The sequence below is a fragment of the Streptomyces sp. NPDC087787 genome, from assembly GCF_044743035.1.
Classification (GTDB): domain Bacteria; phylum Actinomycetota; class Actinomycetes; order Streptomycetales; family Streptomycetaceae; genus Streptomyces.
This window is the reverse complement of record NZ_JBIUVQ010000016.1, coordinates 92,359-111,589: the sequence shown is the minus strand read 5'-3', so window position 1 is coordinate 111,589 and position 19,231 is coordinate 92,359. Positions and strand designations below refer to the sequence as shown.

The 19,231-nt window shown below is 72.4% G+C and carries 12 protein-coding genes and 1 tRNA gene; 7 read left to right on the top strand and 6 right to left on the bottom strand.

Features of this window, described 5'->3' with window-relative positions; genetic code table 11:
- Positions 1-40: 40 nt before the first annotated feature.
- The 4 genes from ACIOWN_RS24860 to ACIOWN_RS24845 all read right to left on the bottom strand — a co-directional run bounded on the left by ACIOWN_RS24860 (position 41) and on the right by ACIOWN_RS24845 (position 3,556).
- A complete protein-coding gene (locus ACIOWN_RS24860) occupies positions 41-631 on the bottom strand; it encodes a 50S ribosomal protein L25/general stress protein Ctc (protein ID WP_362345409.1) in 591 nt (196 codons plus the stop codon).
- 205 nt (positions 632-836) lie between these two features.
- Entirely contained in the window at positions 837-1,811 is a 975-nt protein-coding gene (locus ACIOWN_RS24855; RefSeq protein ID WP_362345407.1) for a ribose-phosphate diphosphokinase, read from the bottom strand.
- Positions 1,812-1,906: 95 nt separating this feature from the next.
- Complete coding sequence (gene glmU, locus ACIOWN_RS24850) at positions 1,907-3,355, bottom strand: bifunctional UDP-N-acetylglucosamine diphosphorylase/glucosamine-1-phosphate N-acetyltransferase GlmU (protein ID WP_401983352.1); 1,449 nt, start codon at positions 3,353-3,355, stop codon at positions 1,907-1,909.
- Between the two features lie 128 nt (positions 3,356-3,483).
- Positions 3,484-3,556: transfer RNA gene (locus ACIOWN_RS24845), tRNA-Gln, on the bottom strand.
- Between the two features lie 88 nt (positions 3,557-3,644).
- Here ACIOWN_RS24845 and ACIOWN_RS24840 point away from each other — a divergent pair.
- A complete protein-coding gene (locus ACIOWN_RS24840; RefSeq protein WP_401983351.1) occupies positions 3,645-4,991 on the top strand; it encodes a sensor histidine kinase in 1,347 nt (448 codons plus the stop codon).
- A 78-nt stretch (positions 4,992-5,069) separates the two neighbouring features.
- On the opposite strand, the gene ACIOWN_RS24835 is transcribed toward ACIOWN_RS24840, so the two are convergent.
- The gene (locus ACIOWN_RS24835; protein ID WP_401983350.1) at positions 5,070-5,594 is read right to left on the bottom strand and encodes an SUKH-3 domain-containing protein; all 525 of its coding nucleotides are present in this window, start codon (positions 5,592-5,594) and stop codon (positions 5,070-5,072) included.
- A gap of 100 nt (positions 5,595-5,694) precedes the next feature.
- Positions 5,695-6,210: a YwqJ-related putative deaminase gene (locus ACIOWN_RS24830; RefSeq protein ID WP_362345400.1), complete on the bottom strand. Its 516-nt coding sequence runs from the start codon at positions 6,208-6,210 to the stop codon at positions 5,695-5,697.
- 312 nt (positions 6,211-6,522) lie between these two features.
- Here ACIOWN_RS24830 and ACIOWN_RS24825 point away from each other — a divergent pair, with 312 nt between their 5' ends.
- The 6 genes from ACIOWN_RS24825 (at position 6,523) to mfd (ending at position 19,224) form a co-directional block, all read left to right on the top strand.
- Positions 6,523-7,542 (top strand): SMI1/KNR4 family protein, encoded by a 1,020-nt coding sequence (locus ACIOWN_RS24825; RefSeq protein WP_362345398.1) that lies wholly within the window; start codon positions 6,523-6,525, stop codon positions 7,540-7,542.
- A gap of 8 nt (positions 7,543-7,550) precedes the next feature.
- Complete coding sequence (locus ACIOWN_RS24820; protein ID WP_401983349.1) at positions 7,551-10,412, top strand: SUKH-4 family immunity protein; 2,862 nt, start codon at positions 7,551-7,553, stop codon at positions 10,410-10,412.
- A gap of 166 nt (positions 10,413-10,578) precedes the next feature.
- Entirely contained in the window at positions 10,579-11,466 is an 888-nt protein-coding gene (locus ACIOWN_RS24815) for a cellulose-binding protein (protein WP_401983348.1), read from the top strand.
- A gap of 610 nt (positions 11,467-12,076) precedes the next feature.
- Positions 12,077-12,865: an ABC transporter ATP-binding protein gene (locus tag ACIOWN_RS24810; protein WP_362345393.1), complete on the top strand. Its 789-nt coding sequence runs from the start codon at positions 12,077-12,079 to the stop codon at positions 12,863-12,865.
- On the top strand, positions 12,862-15,441 hold the full coding sequence (locus ACIOWN_RS24805) for an ABC transporter permease (RefSeq protein WP_401983347.1): 2,580 nt from the start codon (positions 12,862-12,864) through the stop codon (positions 15,439-15,441). The genes ACIOWN_RS24810 and ACIOWN_RS24805 overlap by 4 nt, the downstream gene beginning before the upstream one ends.
- Before the next feature lie 240 nt (positions 15,442-15,681).
- Complete coding sequence (mfd, locus tag ACIOWN_RS24800; RefSeq protein WP_362345389.1) at positions 15,682-19,224, top strand: transcription-repair coupling factor; 3,543 nt, start codon at positions 15,682-15,684, stop codon at positions 19,222-19,224.
- Positions 19,225-19,231: the final 7 nt, after the last annotated feature.

Sequence of the window (19,231 nt, the reverse complement as noted above, 5' to 3'; positions counted from 1 at the left end):
CCGAGGGAAGCGGCGGCCGGCGGAACGACGACGGTCGGGCTCAGGCCTGCGCGGCCTCTTCGCCTTCCTCGCCCGCCGGGGCCTCCTCGGCCTGCGCGGCCAGGACCTGCAGCACCACCGTGTCCTCGTCCACGGCCAGCTTCACACCGCTCGGCAGGGCGATGTCCTTGGCCTGGATCGCGGCACCGGCCGCCAGACCCTGCACGGAGACCGTGAGTTGGTCCGCGATGGTGGTGGCCTCGGCCTCGACCGGCAGCGCCGACAGGACGTGCTCCAGCAGGTTGCCGCCCGGGGCCAGCTCGCCCTCGGCGACGACGGGGATCTCGACGACGACGCGCTCGCCGCGCTTGACCATCAGCAGGTCCACGTGCACCAGGTGGCCCTTCAGCGGGTCGCGCTGCACGGCCTTCGGGATCGCCAGCTCGTTGGTCTTGCCGTCGATGTCCAGCGAGATCAGGACGTTGGGGGTACGCAGCGCCATCAGCAGGTCGTGACCCGGCAGCGTCAGGTGGATCGGCACCATGCCGTGCTCGTACAGCACACCGGGAACCTTGTTCTCACGGCGGACACGGCGGGCGGCACCCTTGCCGAACTCGGTGCGCGTCTCGGCGGCGAGCTTCACCTCGGACATGCTCTTCACTCCTCGTAGAGGTACACGGAAAACGGGCGGGGTCACCCGGCCACGAACGGCCTGCTACGAAGAGCGCGTCGATAACGGATCGCCGTACACGAGAACGAGTACGGCCTCCCTCGCCGAGCAACTGCAGCAGTCTACTCGGAGCGGGAGGCCGGACCCAAAACGATCTACGGGCCTGATCGTTCCACAGGCCTGGTCGTCACTGCTCGTCGAACAGGCTCGTCACCGAACCGTCCTCGAACACCTCGCGCACCGCGCGCGCGATCGTCGGCGCGATGGACAGCACCGTGATCTTGTCCAGTTCCAGCTCGTTCGGCGTCGGCAGCGTGTTGGTGAACACGAACTCGCTCACCTTGGAGTTCTTCAGCCGGTCCGCCGCGGGACCCGACAGCACACCGTGCGTCGCCGTCACGATCACGTCGTCCGCGCCGTGCGCGAACAGGGCGTCCGCCGCCGCGCAGATGGTGCCACCCGTGTCGATCATGTCGTCCACCAGGACGCAGACGCGGCCCTTCACGTCACCGACGACCTCGTGCACGGTGACCTTGTTCGCCACGTCCTTGTCACGCCGCTTGTGCACGATCGCCAGCGGGGCGCCCAGGCGGTCGCACCAGCGGTCCGCCACCCGCACCCGGCCGGCGTCCGGGGAGACCACCGTCAGCTTCGAACGGTCCACCTTGTTGCCCACGTAGTCCGCCAGCAGCGGCAGCGCGAACAGGTGGTCCACCGGTCCGTCGAAGAAGCCCTGGATCTGGTCCGTGTGCAGATCCACGGTCAGGATGCGGTCGGCGCCCGCGGTCTTCATCAGATCCGCGATCAGGCGCGCCGAGATCGGTTCACGTCCCCGGTGCTTCTTGTCCTGCCGCGCGTAACCGTAGAACGGGACGATGACCGTGATGGAACGGGCCGACGCGCGCTTCAGCGCGTCGATCATGATCAGCTGCTCCATGATCCACTTGTTGATCGGAGCAGTGTGGCTCTGGATCAGGAAGCAGTCCGCGCCGCGGGCCGACTCCTGGTAACGCACGTAGATCTCGCCGTTCGCGAAGTCGAACGCTTTGGTCGGGACGACCCCGACACCCAGCTCGTGGGCGATTTCCTCGGCAAGCTCGGGGTGGGCGCGGCCGGAGAAGAACATCATCTTCTTCTCGCCGGTCGTCTTGATCCCGGTCACAGCAGTGTCTCCTCAGCGGGTGTTCGCAGCAGGGTGGGGACGTGGGGACGTGTGCACTTATCACGGTACGCCGTCTTTGGCGTGCCGGTTTCCGGTCAGGCTTTGCTCTCCGGCTGTCCGGATGCCGCCTCGGCCGCCTTCGCCGCCGCGCTTCCGGGACGCTTGCGAGCCACCCAGCCCTCGATATTCCGCTGCTGGCCACGGGCCACGGCCAGCGAACCCGGCGGCACGCTCTTGGTGATCACGGACCCGGCGGCGGTGTAGGCGCCGTCCCCGATCGTGACGGGAGCCACAAACATGTTGTCCGAACCGGTCTTGCAGTGCGAGCCGACCGTCGTGTGGTGCTTGCTCTCCCCGTCGTAGTTCACGAACACGCTCGCCGCGCCGATGTTCGTGTACTCGCCGATGGTGGCGTCACCGACGTACGACAGGTGGGGAACCTTGGTGCCCTCGCCGATCGAGGCGTTCTTCGTCTCGACGTACGTGCCCACCTTGGACTTCGCCCCGAGCCGCGTACCCGGCCGCAGGTACGCGTACGGCCCCACGGAGGCCTGCGCGCCCACCACGGCGCCGTCGGCCACCGTGTTGTCCACCCGCGCCCCCGGGCCGACCCGGGTGTCCGTCAGCCGGCTGTTGGGGCCCACCTCGCAGCCCTCGCCGAGCCGGGTCGTCCCGTGCAGCTGCGTGCCCGGGTGCACGACGACGTCCTGCTCGAAGGTCACCGTCACGTCGATCCAGGTGGTCGCCGGGTCGACGACCGTGACACCGGCCAGCATCGCGTCCGTCAGGAGGCGGTCGTTGAGGGTCCGCCGCGCCTCGGCGAGCTGCACGCGGTTGTTGATCCCGGCGATCTCCCGGTGGTCGCCGGCCACGCAGGCACCGACCCGGTGCCCGGCCTCGCGCAGGATCCCGAGGACGTCGGTGAGGTACTCCTCGTGCTGGCTGTTGTTCGTCCGGACCTGGCCCAGCGCCTCGGCCAGCAGCCGCCCGTCGAACGCGAACACCCCGGAGTTGATCTCCCGGATCGCCCGCTGGTCCTCGGTGGCGTCCTTGTGCTCGACGATCGCGGTCACCGCGCCCGTACCGGCCTCGCGCACGATCCGGCCGTAACCGGTCGCGTCCGGGACCTGAGCGCTGAGCACGGTGACGGCGTTGCCGTCCTCCTGGTGCGCGCCGGCCAGCCGCTGGAGGGTCTCACCGGTGAGGAGGGGAGTGTCGCCGCAGACCACGATCACGGTCCCCTCGACGGGGCCGCCGAGCTCCTCGAGGCCCATCCGGACCGCGTGCCCGGTGCCCTTCTGCTTCTCCTGCACGGCGGTGCGGACCCCGGGGTCGGCCTCGGCCAGGTGCGCGGTCACCCGCTCCCGCGCGTGCCCGACCACGACGACCAGGTTCTCCGGCTTCAACTCGCGTGCGGCGGCGAGCACATGACCCACCAGTGACCGGCCGCAGATCTCATGCAGGACCTTCGGTGTGGCCGACTTCATACGGGTGCCCTCACCCGCTGCGAGAACGACGACGGCTGCCGGGCGAATGGCGCTCACGGGATGCCCTTCGGCTGTGGATGGGTGGGGGTGGACATCCGCAGGATACCGGGGCGGTTGTGGGGGGATATGAGAACGGGTCCCGGCCCGTGAGGGCGGGACCCGGAATGAGACTTTCTGCGCCGGAGCTCCCCCGCAAGGATTCGAACCTTGTCCTGCTGGTACCAAAAACCAGTGTGCTGCCAGTTACACCACGGGGGACAGCGCTTCAGACCATACCGGAGACGTGCCCGGCTCAGGGCCACGAATCCGTTCCGCCCGCCCTGGCAGCCGCCCGTAGGCTGGAGCCATGACCACGACGGGGGAAGACCACGAGGCGGTCCTGACCGGGCCGTGGTGGTGGGCGCGACGGCGCAGCGCGGCACTCGACGGGGGACTCGCGCTGGTGTCCGCCCTGGAGTGCGGGGCCGAGGGGGTGCCGTTCGCCAGGGACGCGGGGATTCCGGTGTCCCTGGGCATCGTGTTCGGGGTGGTGGCGGGGGCCGTGCTGCTCATCCGGCGGCGGTGGCCGATCGCCGTGGTGCTGGTGGCCATCGCCATCACGCCGGCCCAGATGGGCTTCCTGATGGGCATCGTCGGGCTGTACACCCTGGCCTCGTGCGAGCTGCCCCGCAGAGTGATCGCCGCGCTGGCCGGGATGTCCCTGGTCGGGACGATGATCGTGACGTTCGTGCGGGTGCACCAGGACATGGCGCGCGGGGACCTGACCCTCGGCAACTGGTTCGTGCCCTTCGCCGCGGTGACCACCTCGCTCGGGCTGACGGCGCCTCCTCTGCTTCTCGGCCTGTATGTCGGGGCCCGGCGGCGGCTGATGGAGAGCCTGCGGGAGCGGGCGGACAGTCTTGAGCGGGAGCTGCAGCTGCTCGCGGAGCGTGCGGAGGAGCGGGCCGAGTGGGCCCGCAACGAGGAGCGGACCCGGATCGCGCGGGAGATGCACGACGTGGTCGCGCACCGGGTGAGTCTGATGGTGGTCCACGCCGCCGCGTTGCAGGCCGTGGCCCGCAAGGACCCCGAGAAGGCGGTGAAGAACGCGGCCCTGGTGGGGGACATGGGGCGGCAGGCGCTGACCGAGCTGCGGGAGATGCTGGGGGTGCTGCGCAGCACGGAGCCCGCCAAGACCCGGCCCCGGGCGTACGTGCCGGAGCAGGGTGCGTCCCGTGCGGCGGACGACGTGCCGCTCGCCGCGGTGGGGGCCGCCGCGGCGGCCGCGGCCTCCCGCGCCGCCGACGGAGTGCCCGAGGGGCCGTGCCTGTCGGAGCTGGACGAACTGGTCGGGCAGTCGGCGGCCGCCGGGATGCCCGTCGACCTCTCGGTGCAGGGCACGGCCCGCTCGTACGCGGCGGAGGTCGAGCAGACGGCGTACCGCGTGGTGCAGGAGGCGCTGACCAACGTCCACAAGCACGCGGCGGGGGCGCAGACGTACGTGCGGCTGGCGCACCGGACGGCGGAGATCGCGATGCAGGTGGAGAACGAGCCGCCGCCCGAACCCGCCTCGGCGTCGGCGGCGAGGCTGCCGTCGGGCGGGAACGGACTGCTCGGGATGCGGGAGCGGGTCGTCGCGCTGGGCGGAGTGTTCGTGTCGGGGCCGACGGAGGCGGGGGGCTTCCGGGTGTCGGCGGTGATCCCGGCGTCGTAGCGGGCCTTCCGGCCGGCACGTGGTGAGCGGGTACGCACACGCGCGCGTGTGCGTACGCGCGTTGCTGTGTACGGGTGCTCAGCCCGTGGTGAGCCGTACCGGTTCCGTGCCGGAGACGAGGGCCGACAGGGCCAGGTCGATGTCGGGGCCGAGGTACCAGTCGCCGGTGTGGTCGAGGGCGTAGACACGGCCTTCGGCGTCGATGGCGAGCAGGGACCGGCTGTCGGTCTCGGTGCCCAGCGAGCAGACCTCGGTGTCCAGGGCGCGGCCGAGGTCGCCGAGGGTGCGGGCCATGTGGAGGCCGTGCAGCGGGTCCAGGTCCAGGACGGCGGGGGCGATCCGGCGGCCGGGGCCGGTGGGCGAGACGCGCAGGCCGCCGAACTCCGCCCAGGCCTCGACGGCGGCGGGGAACACGGCGTGGTGGTGGCCGGCGGGCGAGAGGTGCTCGCGCAGGGCGTCGGCCCACATCTCGGCCTGTTTTATGTTCCAGCGCCCCGGTCGCCAGCCGGCGGCGCGCAGCGCGGTCTCGACGGGCCCGGGGAAGCGTGCGGCTCCTCCCCCGCTCTCGGCTTGCTGGGGGAAGGAGGCTCGTTCGGTGTGCATCTGCCCTTCGTTCGTGGGTCGTGCCGTGGCGGGTGGTGCCGTGGCGGCGTGCGGGTGGGGGGTCTCGCGGGGGCCGCGGCCGGGGTTCCAGGCCGGTGGGTCAGCCCTTGCCGGCGGTGGGGTCGACGATGCGGACGCCGAAATGGGCGCTGAGCGCGGTGCAGGACCGGCAGGGGCCGGCGAAGCTGCCGTGCAGGGGATCGCCGTCCTCACGGATGCGGCGGGTGGTGAGCTTGGCGTGCTTCAGGCTCTTGCGGGCCTCGCCGTTGCTCATGGGTTTGCGGGCGGCACGTTTGCTGCGGGCCGCGTCGGCGGCGGTGATGTGCCGGGAGATCAGGATGGTCTCGGCGCAGCGGCCGGTGAAGCGGTCGCGCTGGGCGCTGGTGAGGGCGTCGAGGAAGTCCTGGACGAGGTGGTGCAGGGCCGGCGGCTCCTCGCCCCGGGCGGCGGTGCCGGTGAGGGTGGCGCCGCGCACCGAGAGCGCGGCCGCGACGGTCGGCAGGATGCCGTCGCGGCGGTGGCGGAGTGCCGGCGCGTGCGGTGCGTCGGCGCTGCTCCAGCCGACTCTTGGGTCTCCGGAAGCGCTGGTGTGCGGTCCCGTCTGCGTCGCGTTCATGATCATCTTTCCCTCCCGTGCATCCCCCCGGAAACTCACAGAGTGCCAAATGGCGTGCCTGCTGCGGAAGCTGGGGCGGTGTGACACACCCCGTCCGGGGCAGTGCGTCACTGGAAGGTGACGGCTGGTCACGGCAGGGCCGGTTCGGCGGGTGGCGGCCCGGTGACCGGTGACGTCGTACCGCATAGGCTGTCGGCACGCCGCGGTGCGCGCGGTGGACGCGTTGGAGAGAAGTAGGGATACGGGCCTCGGCGGGCGGAGCAGCGAGCCGGTCGGCGTGGGCCGTACAGAGTGCCTCAGGGGGCAGCAGCCATGACGACAGGTCGGCTCGGGCTGGGGGTGCCACCCGGCCCCCGGGCTGGGGGACAGGCCGTGCCGCCGAACGCGGCCTATGCCGGGCAAATCGTGCACTTTCCGGATCCGGTCCGGGCCGCGCGTCACCCGCGAGGGGTGCGGGTGGACGACCGCGGTTTCCCCGACTTCTCGCCCTACGCGCGGGCCGCGGTGGAGATCGCGGAGCCGCCGCAGGGCTTCGGGGTCGACGAACTGCGGCTGACGGACTACGTGTCGGCGAACGCGGCGATGGCGGCGTCGGGGCACGAACTGTGGGACACGGTGCCGAACGTGGCGACCCCGCACGGCTGGACGTGGCACCACGTGGCCGGCTCCCGGCGCCTGGAACTGGTCCCGGTGGAGGTGAAGGCGCTGCTGCGCCACCACGGCGGGATCGCGACCGCGAACGTCGACCAGAACAAGCGGGGCACCCGCCCGTTGCAGGAGACGCGGCCGGCGCACTTCCGGCTGCCGAAGTCGGGAGTGGCGGTGTCGGAGCAGCAGGTGCAGGGGGTCGAGGAGGACCTCGGGTACCGGCTGCCGGGCGCCTACCGCTCGTTCCTGAAGGCGGCGGGCGGCTGCGCGCCGGTCGGGACGGCCCTGGACGCGGAGTTGGGGCTGCTGGTGGACCAGCCGTTCTTCACGGTCCGTGAGGAGGCGGCGGTCAACGACCTGGTGTACGTCAACAAGTGCCTGCGCGACCATCTGACCAAGGACTACCTGGCCGTCGGCTTCGTCCAGGGCGGACTGCTCGCGGTGAAGGTGAAGGGCGAGCAGTCGGGTTCGGTGTGGTTCTGCGCGTACGACGACGCGCGGGACGTGGATCCGTCCTGGCCGCAGGCCGAGCGGGTGCAGCGGCTGCTGCTGCCGTGCGGTGACGACTTCGACGCGTTCCTTTCCCGGCTGGCGGGTTCGCCGCCGGAGTTGGAGACGGTGGCGAATCTGATGGTGGACGGCGGCTTCGCCCGTGCCGCGGCCGTCTCGTCGGTGGGGGAGTGAGCCGAGCGATGGTGACGTTCGCGCAGGCGCAGGAACGCGCGGAAGAGTGGATCAACGGTGACGTGCCCGCGTACCAGCATCGCGAGGTGCGGGTCCGGGAGTTCGAGCTGGGCTTCGTGGTGTGGGCCGAGGACCGCGAGGGCGGCCCGCGCCTGGACGGGGGCGCGCAGCGGCTGGTGATCGCCCGGGACAGCGGGGAGGCCACGCTGTGGCCCGCGCTGCCGGTGGGCGAGGTGGTGCGCCGGTACGAGGAGGAGTACGGCCGGGTGGAGCCGGCCGCCGACGCGGCCCCGCCGCCTCCGGCGCGGGTGGACCTGAACCAGACGTCCTTCCTGCTGACCCCGCCGGAGTGGCTTCAGGAGGCGGCGGACCGGATGGGCATTCCGGACCGGCGCGGTGAGTCGGGCACCGGGGGCGGCGCGGGCGCCGCCGCCGCGTCGGCGGAGGCGGGCGGGAGTGGTCCGCTTCCCCGGACGCAGGCGGGCATGCCGGTGGGCGCGGGTGCGCCGGGCACGCCGGCGGGGGCGACCCCGTGGGCGGGTACGGACACCAACGCCGACACCGGGGACGACCGTTCCGTGCCGCTGCCGGCGACCGTGTTCGCGCCGCCGCTGAGCGGCTCCGACGACGACACCCCGCCGCCCGCCGCCCCGTCGGACGCCAAGACGGCGCTGATGGCGGGCGGCAGCGCACTCCCGCGCACGACCGTCGGGCCGGCGGTCGCCGGCCCCAACGGTCCTGTCCCGCCGGGAAGTTCACCGGCCCAGGGCGGGCCGCAGGGCAGTACACCGCCGCCGTCCGGGGCGGCGGGCGGCGCCGGGTACGGGTATCCGCAGGGGCCGGGTGGACCGGGTGGACCGGGCGTCCCGGCGGCTCCGGGTACGCCGCCTCCGCCGTCCGGGGCCGTGGGTGGCGCGGGCCATGGACATCCGCAGGGGACCGGTGGACCGGGCGCCCCGGCGGCTCCAGGTACGCCGCCTCCGCCGGTTCCGGGTGCGGGTACGCCGCCGCCTCCGCCGGGTGTGCCGGGTGGTCCGGAGTACGGGTATCCGCAGGGGCCGGGTGCCCCGGTGGCTCCGGGTTCGCCGCCGCCTCCGCCGTCCGGGGCCGTGGGTGGCGCGGGCCATGGGCATCCGCAGGGGCCCGGTGGTGGCCCGCACGGGCGGCCGCCGCTCGCGCCCGACGCCGGTGACATCGCCGACGCCGCGACCAGCAAGGCGGCGCCTCCGCCCCGCCGTGGGGGTGATGCGTCCGCGCCGCCGCCGCCGGGTGCTCCGGGCACGCCGGGTGCGCGGCCGGGTGCCCCGTCCACGCCGCCCCCGCCGGGCGCCGCGAGCGGATACGTACCGACCCAGCTCGTGTCGTCGCTCGGCCCCGACGGGCCCGAGGGCCTCACCGGCCCGGGCGTGCCCGGCGGTACGCCCCCGGGAGGCGTCCACCACGCCGCCACGATGCTCGCCGACCCCGGCCAGAGCAGCGGGGGCGCCCCGCACCCGCCGGCCCCGCCCGGCGCTCCGGGCGCGCTCAAGCCGCCGGGCGCCTCCGGCGCGCCGCAGCCGCCGCCGCCCGGTGCTCCCGCGGCCCCGGGCGCCCCCGGCATGCCGCCGGGTGCCCCGGGCATGCCCGCCGCCCCCGGCGCGCCGGGAGTCGTGCACCACGCGGAGACGATGCTGGCCGCGCCGCCCCCGGGCGGCCCCCACATGCCTCCGCCGCCCCCGGGCGCCCCTGGTGTGCCGGGTGTGCCTCCGGGCACCCCGCCGCCGATGCCGCCGGGCGTGCCGCCTGTGCCGGGGCAGGCCGTACCCGGTCAGCCGCCCATGCCCGGTCAGGTCATGCCCGGACAGCCACCCGGACCCGGGCAGCGGCCGCCGGCCTACGGTTACCCCCAGCAGGGGCAGCCGACCGTCGGGCCCGGCTATCAGGCCGTGTTGCGCTACCGCGCGCACGACGGTTCCGAGCAGCGGCTGATCCGGCGCTCCGCGCCCGGCACCCCGCACCCGGAGTGGCAGATCTTCCACGAGCTGCGGGCCAAGAACGTGCCGCCGGACCGGGTCCTGGAGCTGCACACGGAGCTGGAGTCCTGCCAGTTGCCGGGTGCGTACTGCGCGCGGATGATCCGTGAACAGTGGCCGCAGGCCCGTATCGCGTCCATCGCCCCGTACGGCACCGACCATGCGAGCCGTCAGCAGGGCATGCAGCAACTGCTCGCCCACCAGGGCGAGTTGCACCAGGTGGCGGACGGCCCGGCCCGTCCGGGACCGGTGCGCGCGCCACTGCCGCCGGTGCAGCCGGTGCCGCCGATCCCGCCGGAGGCGATCGCGCAGGAGCTCGCGTCGGCGTTCGGGCCGGGGATCTTCCGGTTCGAGCAGGCGGCGGTCTCCCGCCAGGGCGTGCCGCCGGTCGTGGCGCACACCCTGGTGGTGGCCGGTCTGCCCATGGACATGGGCCCGTTCTTCTGGGCGCAGGCCCAGCCGGGGCGCCCGGTGCCGACGCTGGCGGAACTGGCGGCCGAGCGCGGAGTGCAGCCCGCCTCGGACGCGGGTTCCTACCTCGTCATGGGCAGTGACTTCGGCAAGGCGATCTGCGTGCAGTACGGCACGGCGAACATCGTGGCGGTGCCCGTGGAGTCGGGTCCTGGCGGTGCGCCCGTGGCGCCGCAGTTCGTGAACACCGGTCTGCCGGAGTTCGCGCGCTGCCTGGCGCTGCTCGGCCGGATGTGGCGGCTGCGGTTCGGCCTGAACCAGGAGCAGGCGGGCCGCTGGACCGTCGACTTCCAGGCGCAGTTGGCCGCGCTCGACCCGGCGGCGCTCGGTTCGCCCGAGAGCTGGTGGTCGGTGCTGCTGGAGCAGATGTGGGACGGACTGCTGTGAGCGTGTGAGCGTTCGGCCCAGGGGCCGGACCCGGTCGTGCGACCGGGTCCGGCCCTTTTGCGTTCACGACCGACCGCCCGTTGCGCCCGGAGTGTCGCGTTATGAACATTTCCGGCCAATCCTCGAAGATGTCCGCGAAATCACCGCCGGCGAAGAGGGGTCCAGGATGGGCAGCGCACCGATGTCGCTCCACGGCTTCGTGGCCGTACGGGGACGCGGCTACCGGCCCGATCAGGTGAACGCCTTCGCCGACGCCCTCTCCGACGGCCGGGACGCCGCCTGGGAACGGGCCGCGCGGCTGACCGTCCTGGCCAGGACCATGGAGGAGGAACTCGCGGCCCTGCGGGAGAAGCTCACCGGGCTCGGCGAGCAGTCCTACGAGTCGCTGGGCGAGGGCGCCCGGCGACTGTGCGAACTGGGGCTGGAGGAGGCGCGGACGGTCCGGGAGCGGGCACGGCAGGAGGGGGACGGACTCCTGGAGGCGGCGCGGACGTACGCCGACGGCGCGCTCCAGGAAGCGCGGGCGTACGCCGACGCCGTACGCGCCGAGGCCGACGAGTGGGCCCGGCTGCGGCTCCTCGCGGCCCAGGCGGAGGCCGAGGACATCCGGATCTCGGTGCGGCGCGAGGTGAAGGAGTCACGCGGCGAGGCGCTGGCGGCGCTGCGGGAGACGCGGCAGCGCGCGTCCGGGATGCTCACCGAGCAGTCCCGCGAGCAGGCGGACGCACTGGTGGACGCGGAGCATGAGGTGGCGGAGCGTCAGGCCGGGCTGGAGGTGCGGCACACCGAACGGGTGGCGGCCGCCGAGACGGCGCTGTCCGAGGCGGAACGGGCCCTCGTCGACGCGCGGGAGGCGGCGCGGCGGGCCCCGGAGGAGGCGCGCGTGCGGGCGGCGGAGATGCTGGCCGGGGCCCGGCTGCGGGCCGACCGGATCGCCCACGAGACCGAGCAGGTCCTGCGCGAGCACGGCGAGGTGTGGGACGCCGTACGGACCCAGATGGAAACCGTGCAGGACAGCATCACGGCCCTGAAGGAAGGTGCCTGGGCCGAGTAGAGCCCCGCAGCCGCCAGCCCTACTCCTTCAGTACGCGGAAGCGGCGCGGCGCCGGCACCAGCAGCACCATGAACGCCGGCGCCGCCGCGCACCCCGCCCCCAAACACACCGCGTGGACCGCGTCCGCGATGGCCCGCCGGGTGGCCTCGGGGGCCGGGCAACCTGACGTGTCGCGGGTTCGGTGCCGCCCGCTCCGGATCCTTTCCCCCTGCATCCATCTGCCGCCGGACAGCTTCCCGCTCCGCCCTCCCGTGGCGGGAGGGCGGAGGCCGAGGGGCCGTGCGACGGAGGCGACCCTGAGAACGACTCCTCCCGAGGACGGAGGCCCCCTAGGGGAAGCTCCGTACCCGGGGTCGGGGAGCGGTCGTACCGACGGAGGACGAGCGGGGACCGGGCCGCTCCTTAACCTGGTCTTACGTCGCGGGGGGCGGTACGCCACAGCGGCGGGGGTGGGGTTTTCCCCCGGAGAAGACTGCGCTGAGCACCAGCGCGCCGGACACCCCCCGTCGAGCAGACTCATCGGCGTACCGAGGCGCACGACGTACACACCCACTTCGCACGTGACGCAGCACCGGACGCTTCACCACCGGACCGACATAGGAGACTTGACGTGACAACGGCTGTGACCATTCCCAGGCACGGGGGTACTGGAGGGACTACGGCCGTCGCCGCGCGGGCGCGGCAGGTCGTGAAGGCGTACGGGGCCGGGGAGACCCGGGTCGTCGCCCTCGACCACGTCGACGTCGACATCGCCCGCGGCCGGTTCACCGCGATCATGGGTCCCTCGGGCTCCGGCAAGTCCACGCTGATGCACTGCCTCGCCGGCCTCGACACCGTGACGAGCGGCCAGATATTCCTGGACGAGACCGAGATCACCGGGCTGAAGGACAAGAAGCTCACGCAGCTGCGCCGGGACCGGATCGGTTTCATCTTCCAGGCGTTCAACCTGCTGCCCACGCTGAACGCGCTGGAGAACATCACACTGCCCATGGACATCGCCGGCCGCAAGCCGGACGGGAAGTGGCTGGAGCAGGTGGTGGAGACCGTCGGTCTCGCGGGGCGGCTCAAGCACCGGCCCAACCAGCTCTCCGGCGGCCAGCAGCAGCGCGTCGCCGTGGCCCGGGCCCTGGCCGCCCGGCCCGAGATCATCTTCGGTGACGAGCCCACCGGCAACCTGGACTCCCGCGCGGGCGCCGAGGTGCTGGGCTTCCTGCGCCGGTCCGTGGACGACCTGGGCCAGACGATCGTGATGGTCACGCACGACCCGGTGGCCGCCTCCCACGCCGACCGCGTGCTGTACCTCGCCGACGGCCGGATCGTCGACGAGATGCACCAGCCGACGGCCGACCAGGTCCTGGACCGCATGAAGGACTTCGACGCCCGGGGGCGTACGTCATGACCGTCCTGAAGACCTCCCTGCGCAACTTCTTCGCGCACAAGGGCCGCATGGCGCTGTCGGCCGTGGCGGTGCTGCTGTCGGTGGGCTTCGTGTGCGGCACGCTGGTTTTCACCGACACCATGAACACGACGTTCGACAAGCTGTTCCAGGCGACGTCCTCGGACGTGACGGTCAGCACCAAGACCTCGTCCGACACCGGTGAGACCACCTCCCGCACCGGCAAGCCACCGGTCCTGCCGGCCTCCGTGCTCGGCGAGGTGCGGCGGGCCCAGGGCGTGCGGGCGGCCGAGGGAACGGTGTTCTCCACCTCCGTGACCGTCGTCGACGCCGACAAGGACAAGCTGTCGCCCAGCAGCGGCGCGCCCACCATCGTCGGCAACTGGAACGCCAACGACTCCCGCACCATGAAGATCACCTCCGGTACGGCGCCCAAGGGCCCGGACCAGGTGATGGTCGACGCCGACACCGCCGGCAAGCACCACCTGAAGCTCGGCGACGAGATCGGTCTGATCACCGCGGTCGGCACCCATCGCGCGCACGTGTCCGGCATCGCCGCCTTCACCGTCACCAACCCCGGCGCGGCGATCTTCTACCTGGACACCCCGACCGCCCAGCGGACCCTGGTCGGCCGGACCGGTGTGTACACGAACGTCAACGTCACCGCCGCCAAGGGCGTCACCGACGAGCAGCTGAAGAAGAACGTGTCCGCCGCGCTCGGCGCCGGCTACAAGGTGCAGACGGCCAAGGAGGTCGCCGACGCCAACCAGAAGGACATCGAGAGCTTCCTGAACGTCATGAAGTACGGGATGCTCGGCTTCGCCGGAATCGCCTTCCTCGTCGGCATCTTCCTGATCATCAACACCTTCTCGATGCTGGTCGCCCAGCGCACCCGGGAGATCGGCCTGATGCGGGCCATCGGCTCCTCCCGCCGCCAGGTCAACCGGTCCGTGCTGGTCGAGGCGCTGCTGCTGGGCGTGGTCGGCTCCGTGCTCGGTGTCGGCGCGGGCGTCGGCATCGCGGTCGCCCTGATGAAGATCATGGGCCAGGCGGGCATGAACCTGTCCACCGACGACCTCACGGTCGCCTGGACCACCCCCGTCATCGGCCTGGTCCTCGGCGTGGTCGTCACCGTCCTCGCCGCCTACCTGCCCGCCCGGCGGGCCGGCAAGATCTCCCCGATGGCCGCCCTGCGCGACGCGGGCACCCCGGCCGACGGCAGGGCCGGGACCGTACGGGCCGTCGTCGGCCTGGTCCTCACCGGCGCCGGCGCCGCGAGCCTGTACGCCGCGGCCAACGCCGACAAGGCCACTCAGGGCTCGGCGTGGCTGGGTCTGGGCGTGGTGCTCACCCTGATCGGCCTCGTCGTCGTCGGCCCGCTGCTCGTGGGCGGCCTGGTCCGCGTCCTCAGCGTGGTCCTGCTGCGGATCTTCGGCCCGATCGGGCGGATGGCCGAGCGCAACGCGCTGCGCAACCCGCGCCGCACCGGCGCCACCGGCGCCGCGCTGATGATCGGCCTCGCCCTGGTGGCCTGCCTGTCGGTGGTCGGCTCCTCGATGGTGGCCTCCGCCACCGACCAGCTCGACAAGACCGTCGGCACGGACTTCATCATCCAGAGCGACAACGGCGAGGTCATCACCCCGCAGGCGGTGAAGGCCTTGAAGGAAGCCCCGGGCCTTGAGCGGGTCACCGAGTACAAGCTCGTGGACGTCTCCCTGACCACGCCGGACGGCCGTACCTCGAAGAACGAGATGATCAACGCGGCCGACCCGACGTACGCCCAGGACCTGCGCACCAAGACGGTCTCCGGCACGCTCGCCGACGCCTACGGGCCCGACTCGATGTCCGTCCCCGAGGGCTTCGCCAAGAAGCACGGCATCAAGCAGGGGTCCACGGTCGAGGTCGGGTTCAGGGGCGGCAGGACGGCCGCGCTCACGGTCCGCGCGATCACCAGCGACGACGGCTTGATCGACAACGGCGCGATGTACGTCTCGATCGCCACGGTCGGAAAGTACCTGCCGGCCGACCGGATGCCGCTCGACCTGCTGCTCTTCGCCACAGCCAAGGACGGGCAGGAGACCGCCGCGTACCAGGCGCTCAAGTCCGCCCTGCACGACTACCCGCAGTACACCGTGCGCGACCAGACCGACTACAAGAAGGAGCTGGAGAACCAGATCGGCCAGCTGCTCGACATGGTCTACGCACTGCTCGCCCTGGCGATCATCGTCGCCGTCCTCGGTGTGGTGAACACCCTGGCGCTGTCGGTGGTCGAGCGGACGAAGGAGATCGGCCTGATGCGGGCGATCGGCCTCTCCCGCCGCCAGTTGCGCCGCATGATCCGCTTGGAGTCCGTGGTGATCGCCCTGTTCGGCGCGCTGCTCGGCCTGGGGCTCGGCATGGGCTGGGGCGCGACCGCCCAGAAGCTCCTCGCCCTGGAGGGCCTGAAGGTCCTGGAGATCCCCTGGGTCACGATCATCGTGGTCTTCGTCGGCTCGGCCCTCGTGGGTCTGTTCGCCTCCCTGGTCCCGGCCTTCCGGGCCGGCCGGATGAACGTCCTGAACGCGATCGCGACCGACTGACGAGCGCGGCGTGCCCCCTCCGCGGACGGGGGCCACGGAGAAGCCCGGTGCCGGGAAGTCAGGGTGACTTCCCGGCACCGGGCTTGTGCCGGAAGGGGCGGCGGGGGCGCGAGCGGGGTTGTCCACAGCCTCCGCGGGCCGACTGCCCGGCGGCGTACGCTGAAGGAATCCCCGGCCCGCCGCACGAGTCGGGTCCTTCGCGTTGCCCACCCTCGGACGGATTCGGACGGAAAGCCCCCCATGAGCCTGCACGGTCTGCTCGACGCCGTCGTCAAGGACCCCGCCCTCGCGGAAGCGATCACCGCGGCGGCGGACGGCAACCGCATGCACGTGGACCTCGTCGGTCCCCCCGCCGCCCGGCCCTTCGCCGTCGCCGCGCTGGCCCGTGAGTCCGCCCGTCCCGTGCTCGCGGTGACGGCGACCGGCCGCGAGGCCGAGGACCTGGTCGCGGCCCTGCGCTCGCTGCTGCCGGCCGAGGGCGTCGTGGAGTACCCGTCCTGGGAGACCCTGCCGCACGAGCGGCTCAGCCCGCGCAGCGACACCGTCGGCCGCCGCCTGGCCGTGCTGCGCCGCCTGGCCCACCCGAGCCCCGACGATCCGGAGACCGGACCGGTCTCCGTCGTCGTCGCCCCCGTGCGCTCGGTGCTCCAGCCGCAGGTCAAGGGGCTGGGCGACCTGGTGCCGGTAGCGCTGCGGGCGGGGCGGACCGCCGACCTGAACAGCGTCGTGGACGCCCTCGCCGCCGCCGCGTACTCCCGCGTGGAGCTGGTGGAGAAGCGCGGCGAGTTCGCCGTGCGCGGCGGCATCCTCGACGTCTTCCCGCCCACCGAGGAACACCCCCTGCGCGTCGAGTTCTGGGGCGACGACGTCGAGGAGATCCGGTACTTCAAGGTCGCCGACCAGCGTTCCCTCGAGGTCGCCGAGCACGGACTGTGGGCCCCGCCCTGCCGTGAACTGCTGCTCACCGAGGACGTACGCGCGCGTGCTCGTGCTCTCGCCGAGCGGCATCCGGAGCTCGGCGAGCTGCTGGGCAAAATCGCCGAGGGCATCGCGGTGGAGGGCATGGAGTCCCTGGCGCCGGTCCTGGTCGACGACATGGAGCTGCTGCTCGACGTGCTGCCCAAGGGCGCCATGACCGTGGTGTGCGATCCCGAGCGGGTGCGCACGCGCGCGGCGGACCTGGTGGCGACCTCCCAGGAGTTCCTCCAGGCGTCCTGGGCGGCCTCGGCCGGCGGGGGAGAGGCGCCCATCGACCTCGGCGCGGCCTCCCTGTGGTCGATCGCCGACGTCCGGGACCGGGCGCGCGAGCTGGACATGATGTGGTGGTCGGTGTCGCCGTTCGCCGCGGACGAGACGGCGTACGAGGGGGACGGGGACGCGCTCAAGCTGGGCATGCACGCGCCCGAGACCTACCGCGGCGACATCGCCAAGGCGCTCGCCGACACCAAGGGCTGGCTCGCCGACGGCTGGCGCACGGTGTTCGTCACCGAGGGCCACGGTCCGGCCTCGCGCACCGTCGAGGTGCTGGGCGGGGAGGGCATCGCGGCCCGCCTCGACGTGGACCTCGGCGGGCTGTCCCCGTCGGTCGTGCACGTGGCCTGCGGCGGCATCGACCACGGCTTCGTCGACGTCGCCCTGAAGCTGGCCGTGCTCACCGAGACCGACCTGACCGGCCAGAAGACGGCCGGCCGTGACGGTGCGCGGATGCCGGTGCGGCGGCGCAAGACCATCGACCCGCTGACCCTGGAGGCGGGCGACTACATCGTCCACGAGCAGCACGGCGTGGGCCGCTACATCGAGATGGTGCAGCGCACGGTGCAGGGCGCGACCCGTGAGTACCTGGTGGTGGAGTACGCCCCGGCCAAGCGCGGCCAGCCCGGCGACCGCCTGTACATCCCCACCGACCAGCTCGAACAGATCACCAAGTACGTCGGCGGCGAGGCGCCCACCCTGCACCGGCTCGGCGGCGCCGACTGGACGAAGACCAAGGCGCGGGCGAAGAAGGCGGTCAAGGAGATCGCCGCCGACCTGATCAGGCTCTACAGCGCGCGCATGGCGGCGCCCGGGCACGCCTTCGGCACGGACACGCCGTGGCAGCGCGAGCTGGAGGACGCCTTCCCGTACGCGGAGACCCCGGACCAGCTCACCACGATCGCCGAGGTCAAGGAGGACATGGAGAAGTCGGTCCCGATGGACCGCCTGATCTGCGGCGACGTCGGCTACGGCAAGACGGAGATCGCGGTCCGCGCCGCCTTCAAGGCCGTCCAGGACGGCAAGCAGGTCGCCGTCCTGGTCCCGACGACGCTGCTGGTGCAGCAGCACTTCGGCACGTTCTCCGAGCGGTACGCGCAGTTTCCGGTGAACGTCAGAGCGCTCTCCCGCTTCCAGACCGACACCGAGGCCAAGGCGGTCCTGGAAGGTCTCGGGGACGGCGCGGTGGACATCGTCATCGGCACCCACCGCCTGTTCTCCTCGGAGACGAAGTTCAAGGATCTCGGCCTGGTCATCGTCGACGAGGAGCAGCGCTTCGGCGTCGAGCACAAGGAGCAGCTGAAGAAGCTCCGCGCGAACGTCGACGTCCTGACGATGTCGGCGACCCCGATCCCGCGCACGCTGGAGATGGCGGTGACCGGCATCCGGGAGATGTCGACGATCACCACGCCGCCCGAGGAGCGGCACCCGGTGCTGACGTTCGTCGGGCCGTACGAGGAGAAGCAGATCGGCGCGGCGATCCGCCGCGAACTGCTGCGCGAGGGCCAGGTTTTTTACATCCACAACCGGGTGGAGTCCATCGACCGCGCGGCGGCCCGGCTGCGGGAGATCGTCCCCGAGGCGCGCATCGCCACCGCCCACGGCCAGATGTCGGAGGCGGCCCTCGAACAGGTCGTCGTCGACTTCTGGGAGAAGAAGTTCGACGTGCTGGTCTCTACGACGATCGTCGAGTCCGGCATCGACATCTCCAACGCCAACACCCTGATCGTGGAGCGCGGCGACAACTTCGGCCTGTCCCAGCTGCACCAGCTGCGCGGCCGGGTGGGCCGTGGCCGCGAGCGCGGCTACGCCTACTTCCTGTACCCGCCGGAGAAGCCGCTGACGGAGACGGCCCACGAGCGCCTGGCGACCATCGCGCAGCACACCGAGATGGGCGCGGGCATGTACGTGGCGATGAAGGACCTGGAGATCCGCGGCGCCGGAAACCTGCTGGGCGGCGAGCAGTCCGGGCACATCGCGGGCGTCGGCTTCGACCTCTACGTCCGCATGGTCGGCGAGGCGGTCGCCGACTACCGGCGGCAGCTGGAGACGGGGGAGATCCAGGAGGAGCCGCCGCTCGAGGTCAAGATCGAGCTGCCGGTCGACGCGCACGTCCCGCACGACTACGCGCCCGGCGAGCGGCTGCGCCTCCAGGCCTACCGGTCCATCGCCTCCGCCGACTCCGAGGAGGACATCAAGGCCGTCCGCGAGGAACTCACCGACCGCTACGGCAAGTTGCCCGAGCCGGTGGAGAACCTGCTGCTGGTGGCCGGGCTGCGCATGCTCGCCCGTGCCTGCGGCGTCGGCGAGATCGTCCTCCAGGGCAACAACATCCGCTTCGCCCCGGTGGATCTGCGCGAGTCGCAGGAGCTGCGCGTCAAGCGCCTCTACCCGGGCTCGGTGATCAAGCCGACCGTCCACCAGGTCCTCGTTCCCCGGCCCAAGACCGCGAAGATCGGCGGCAAGCCGCTGGTCGGCCGTGAACTGCTGGGCTGGGTAGGGGAGTTCCTGGCGTCCATCCTGGGGTCGTAGCCCGCGC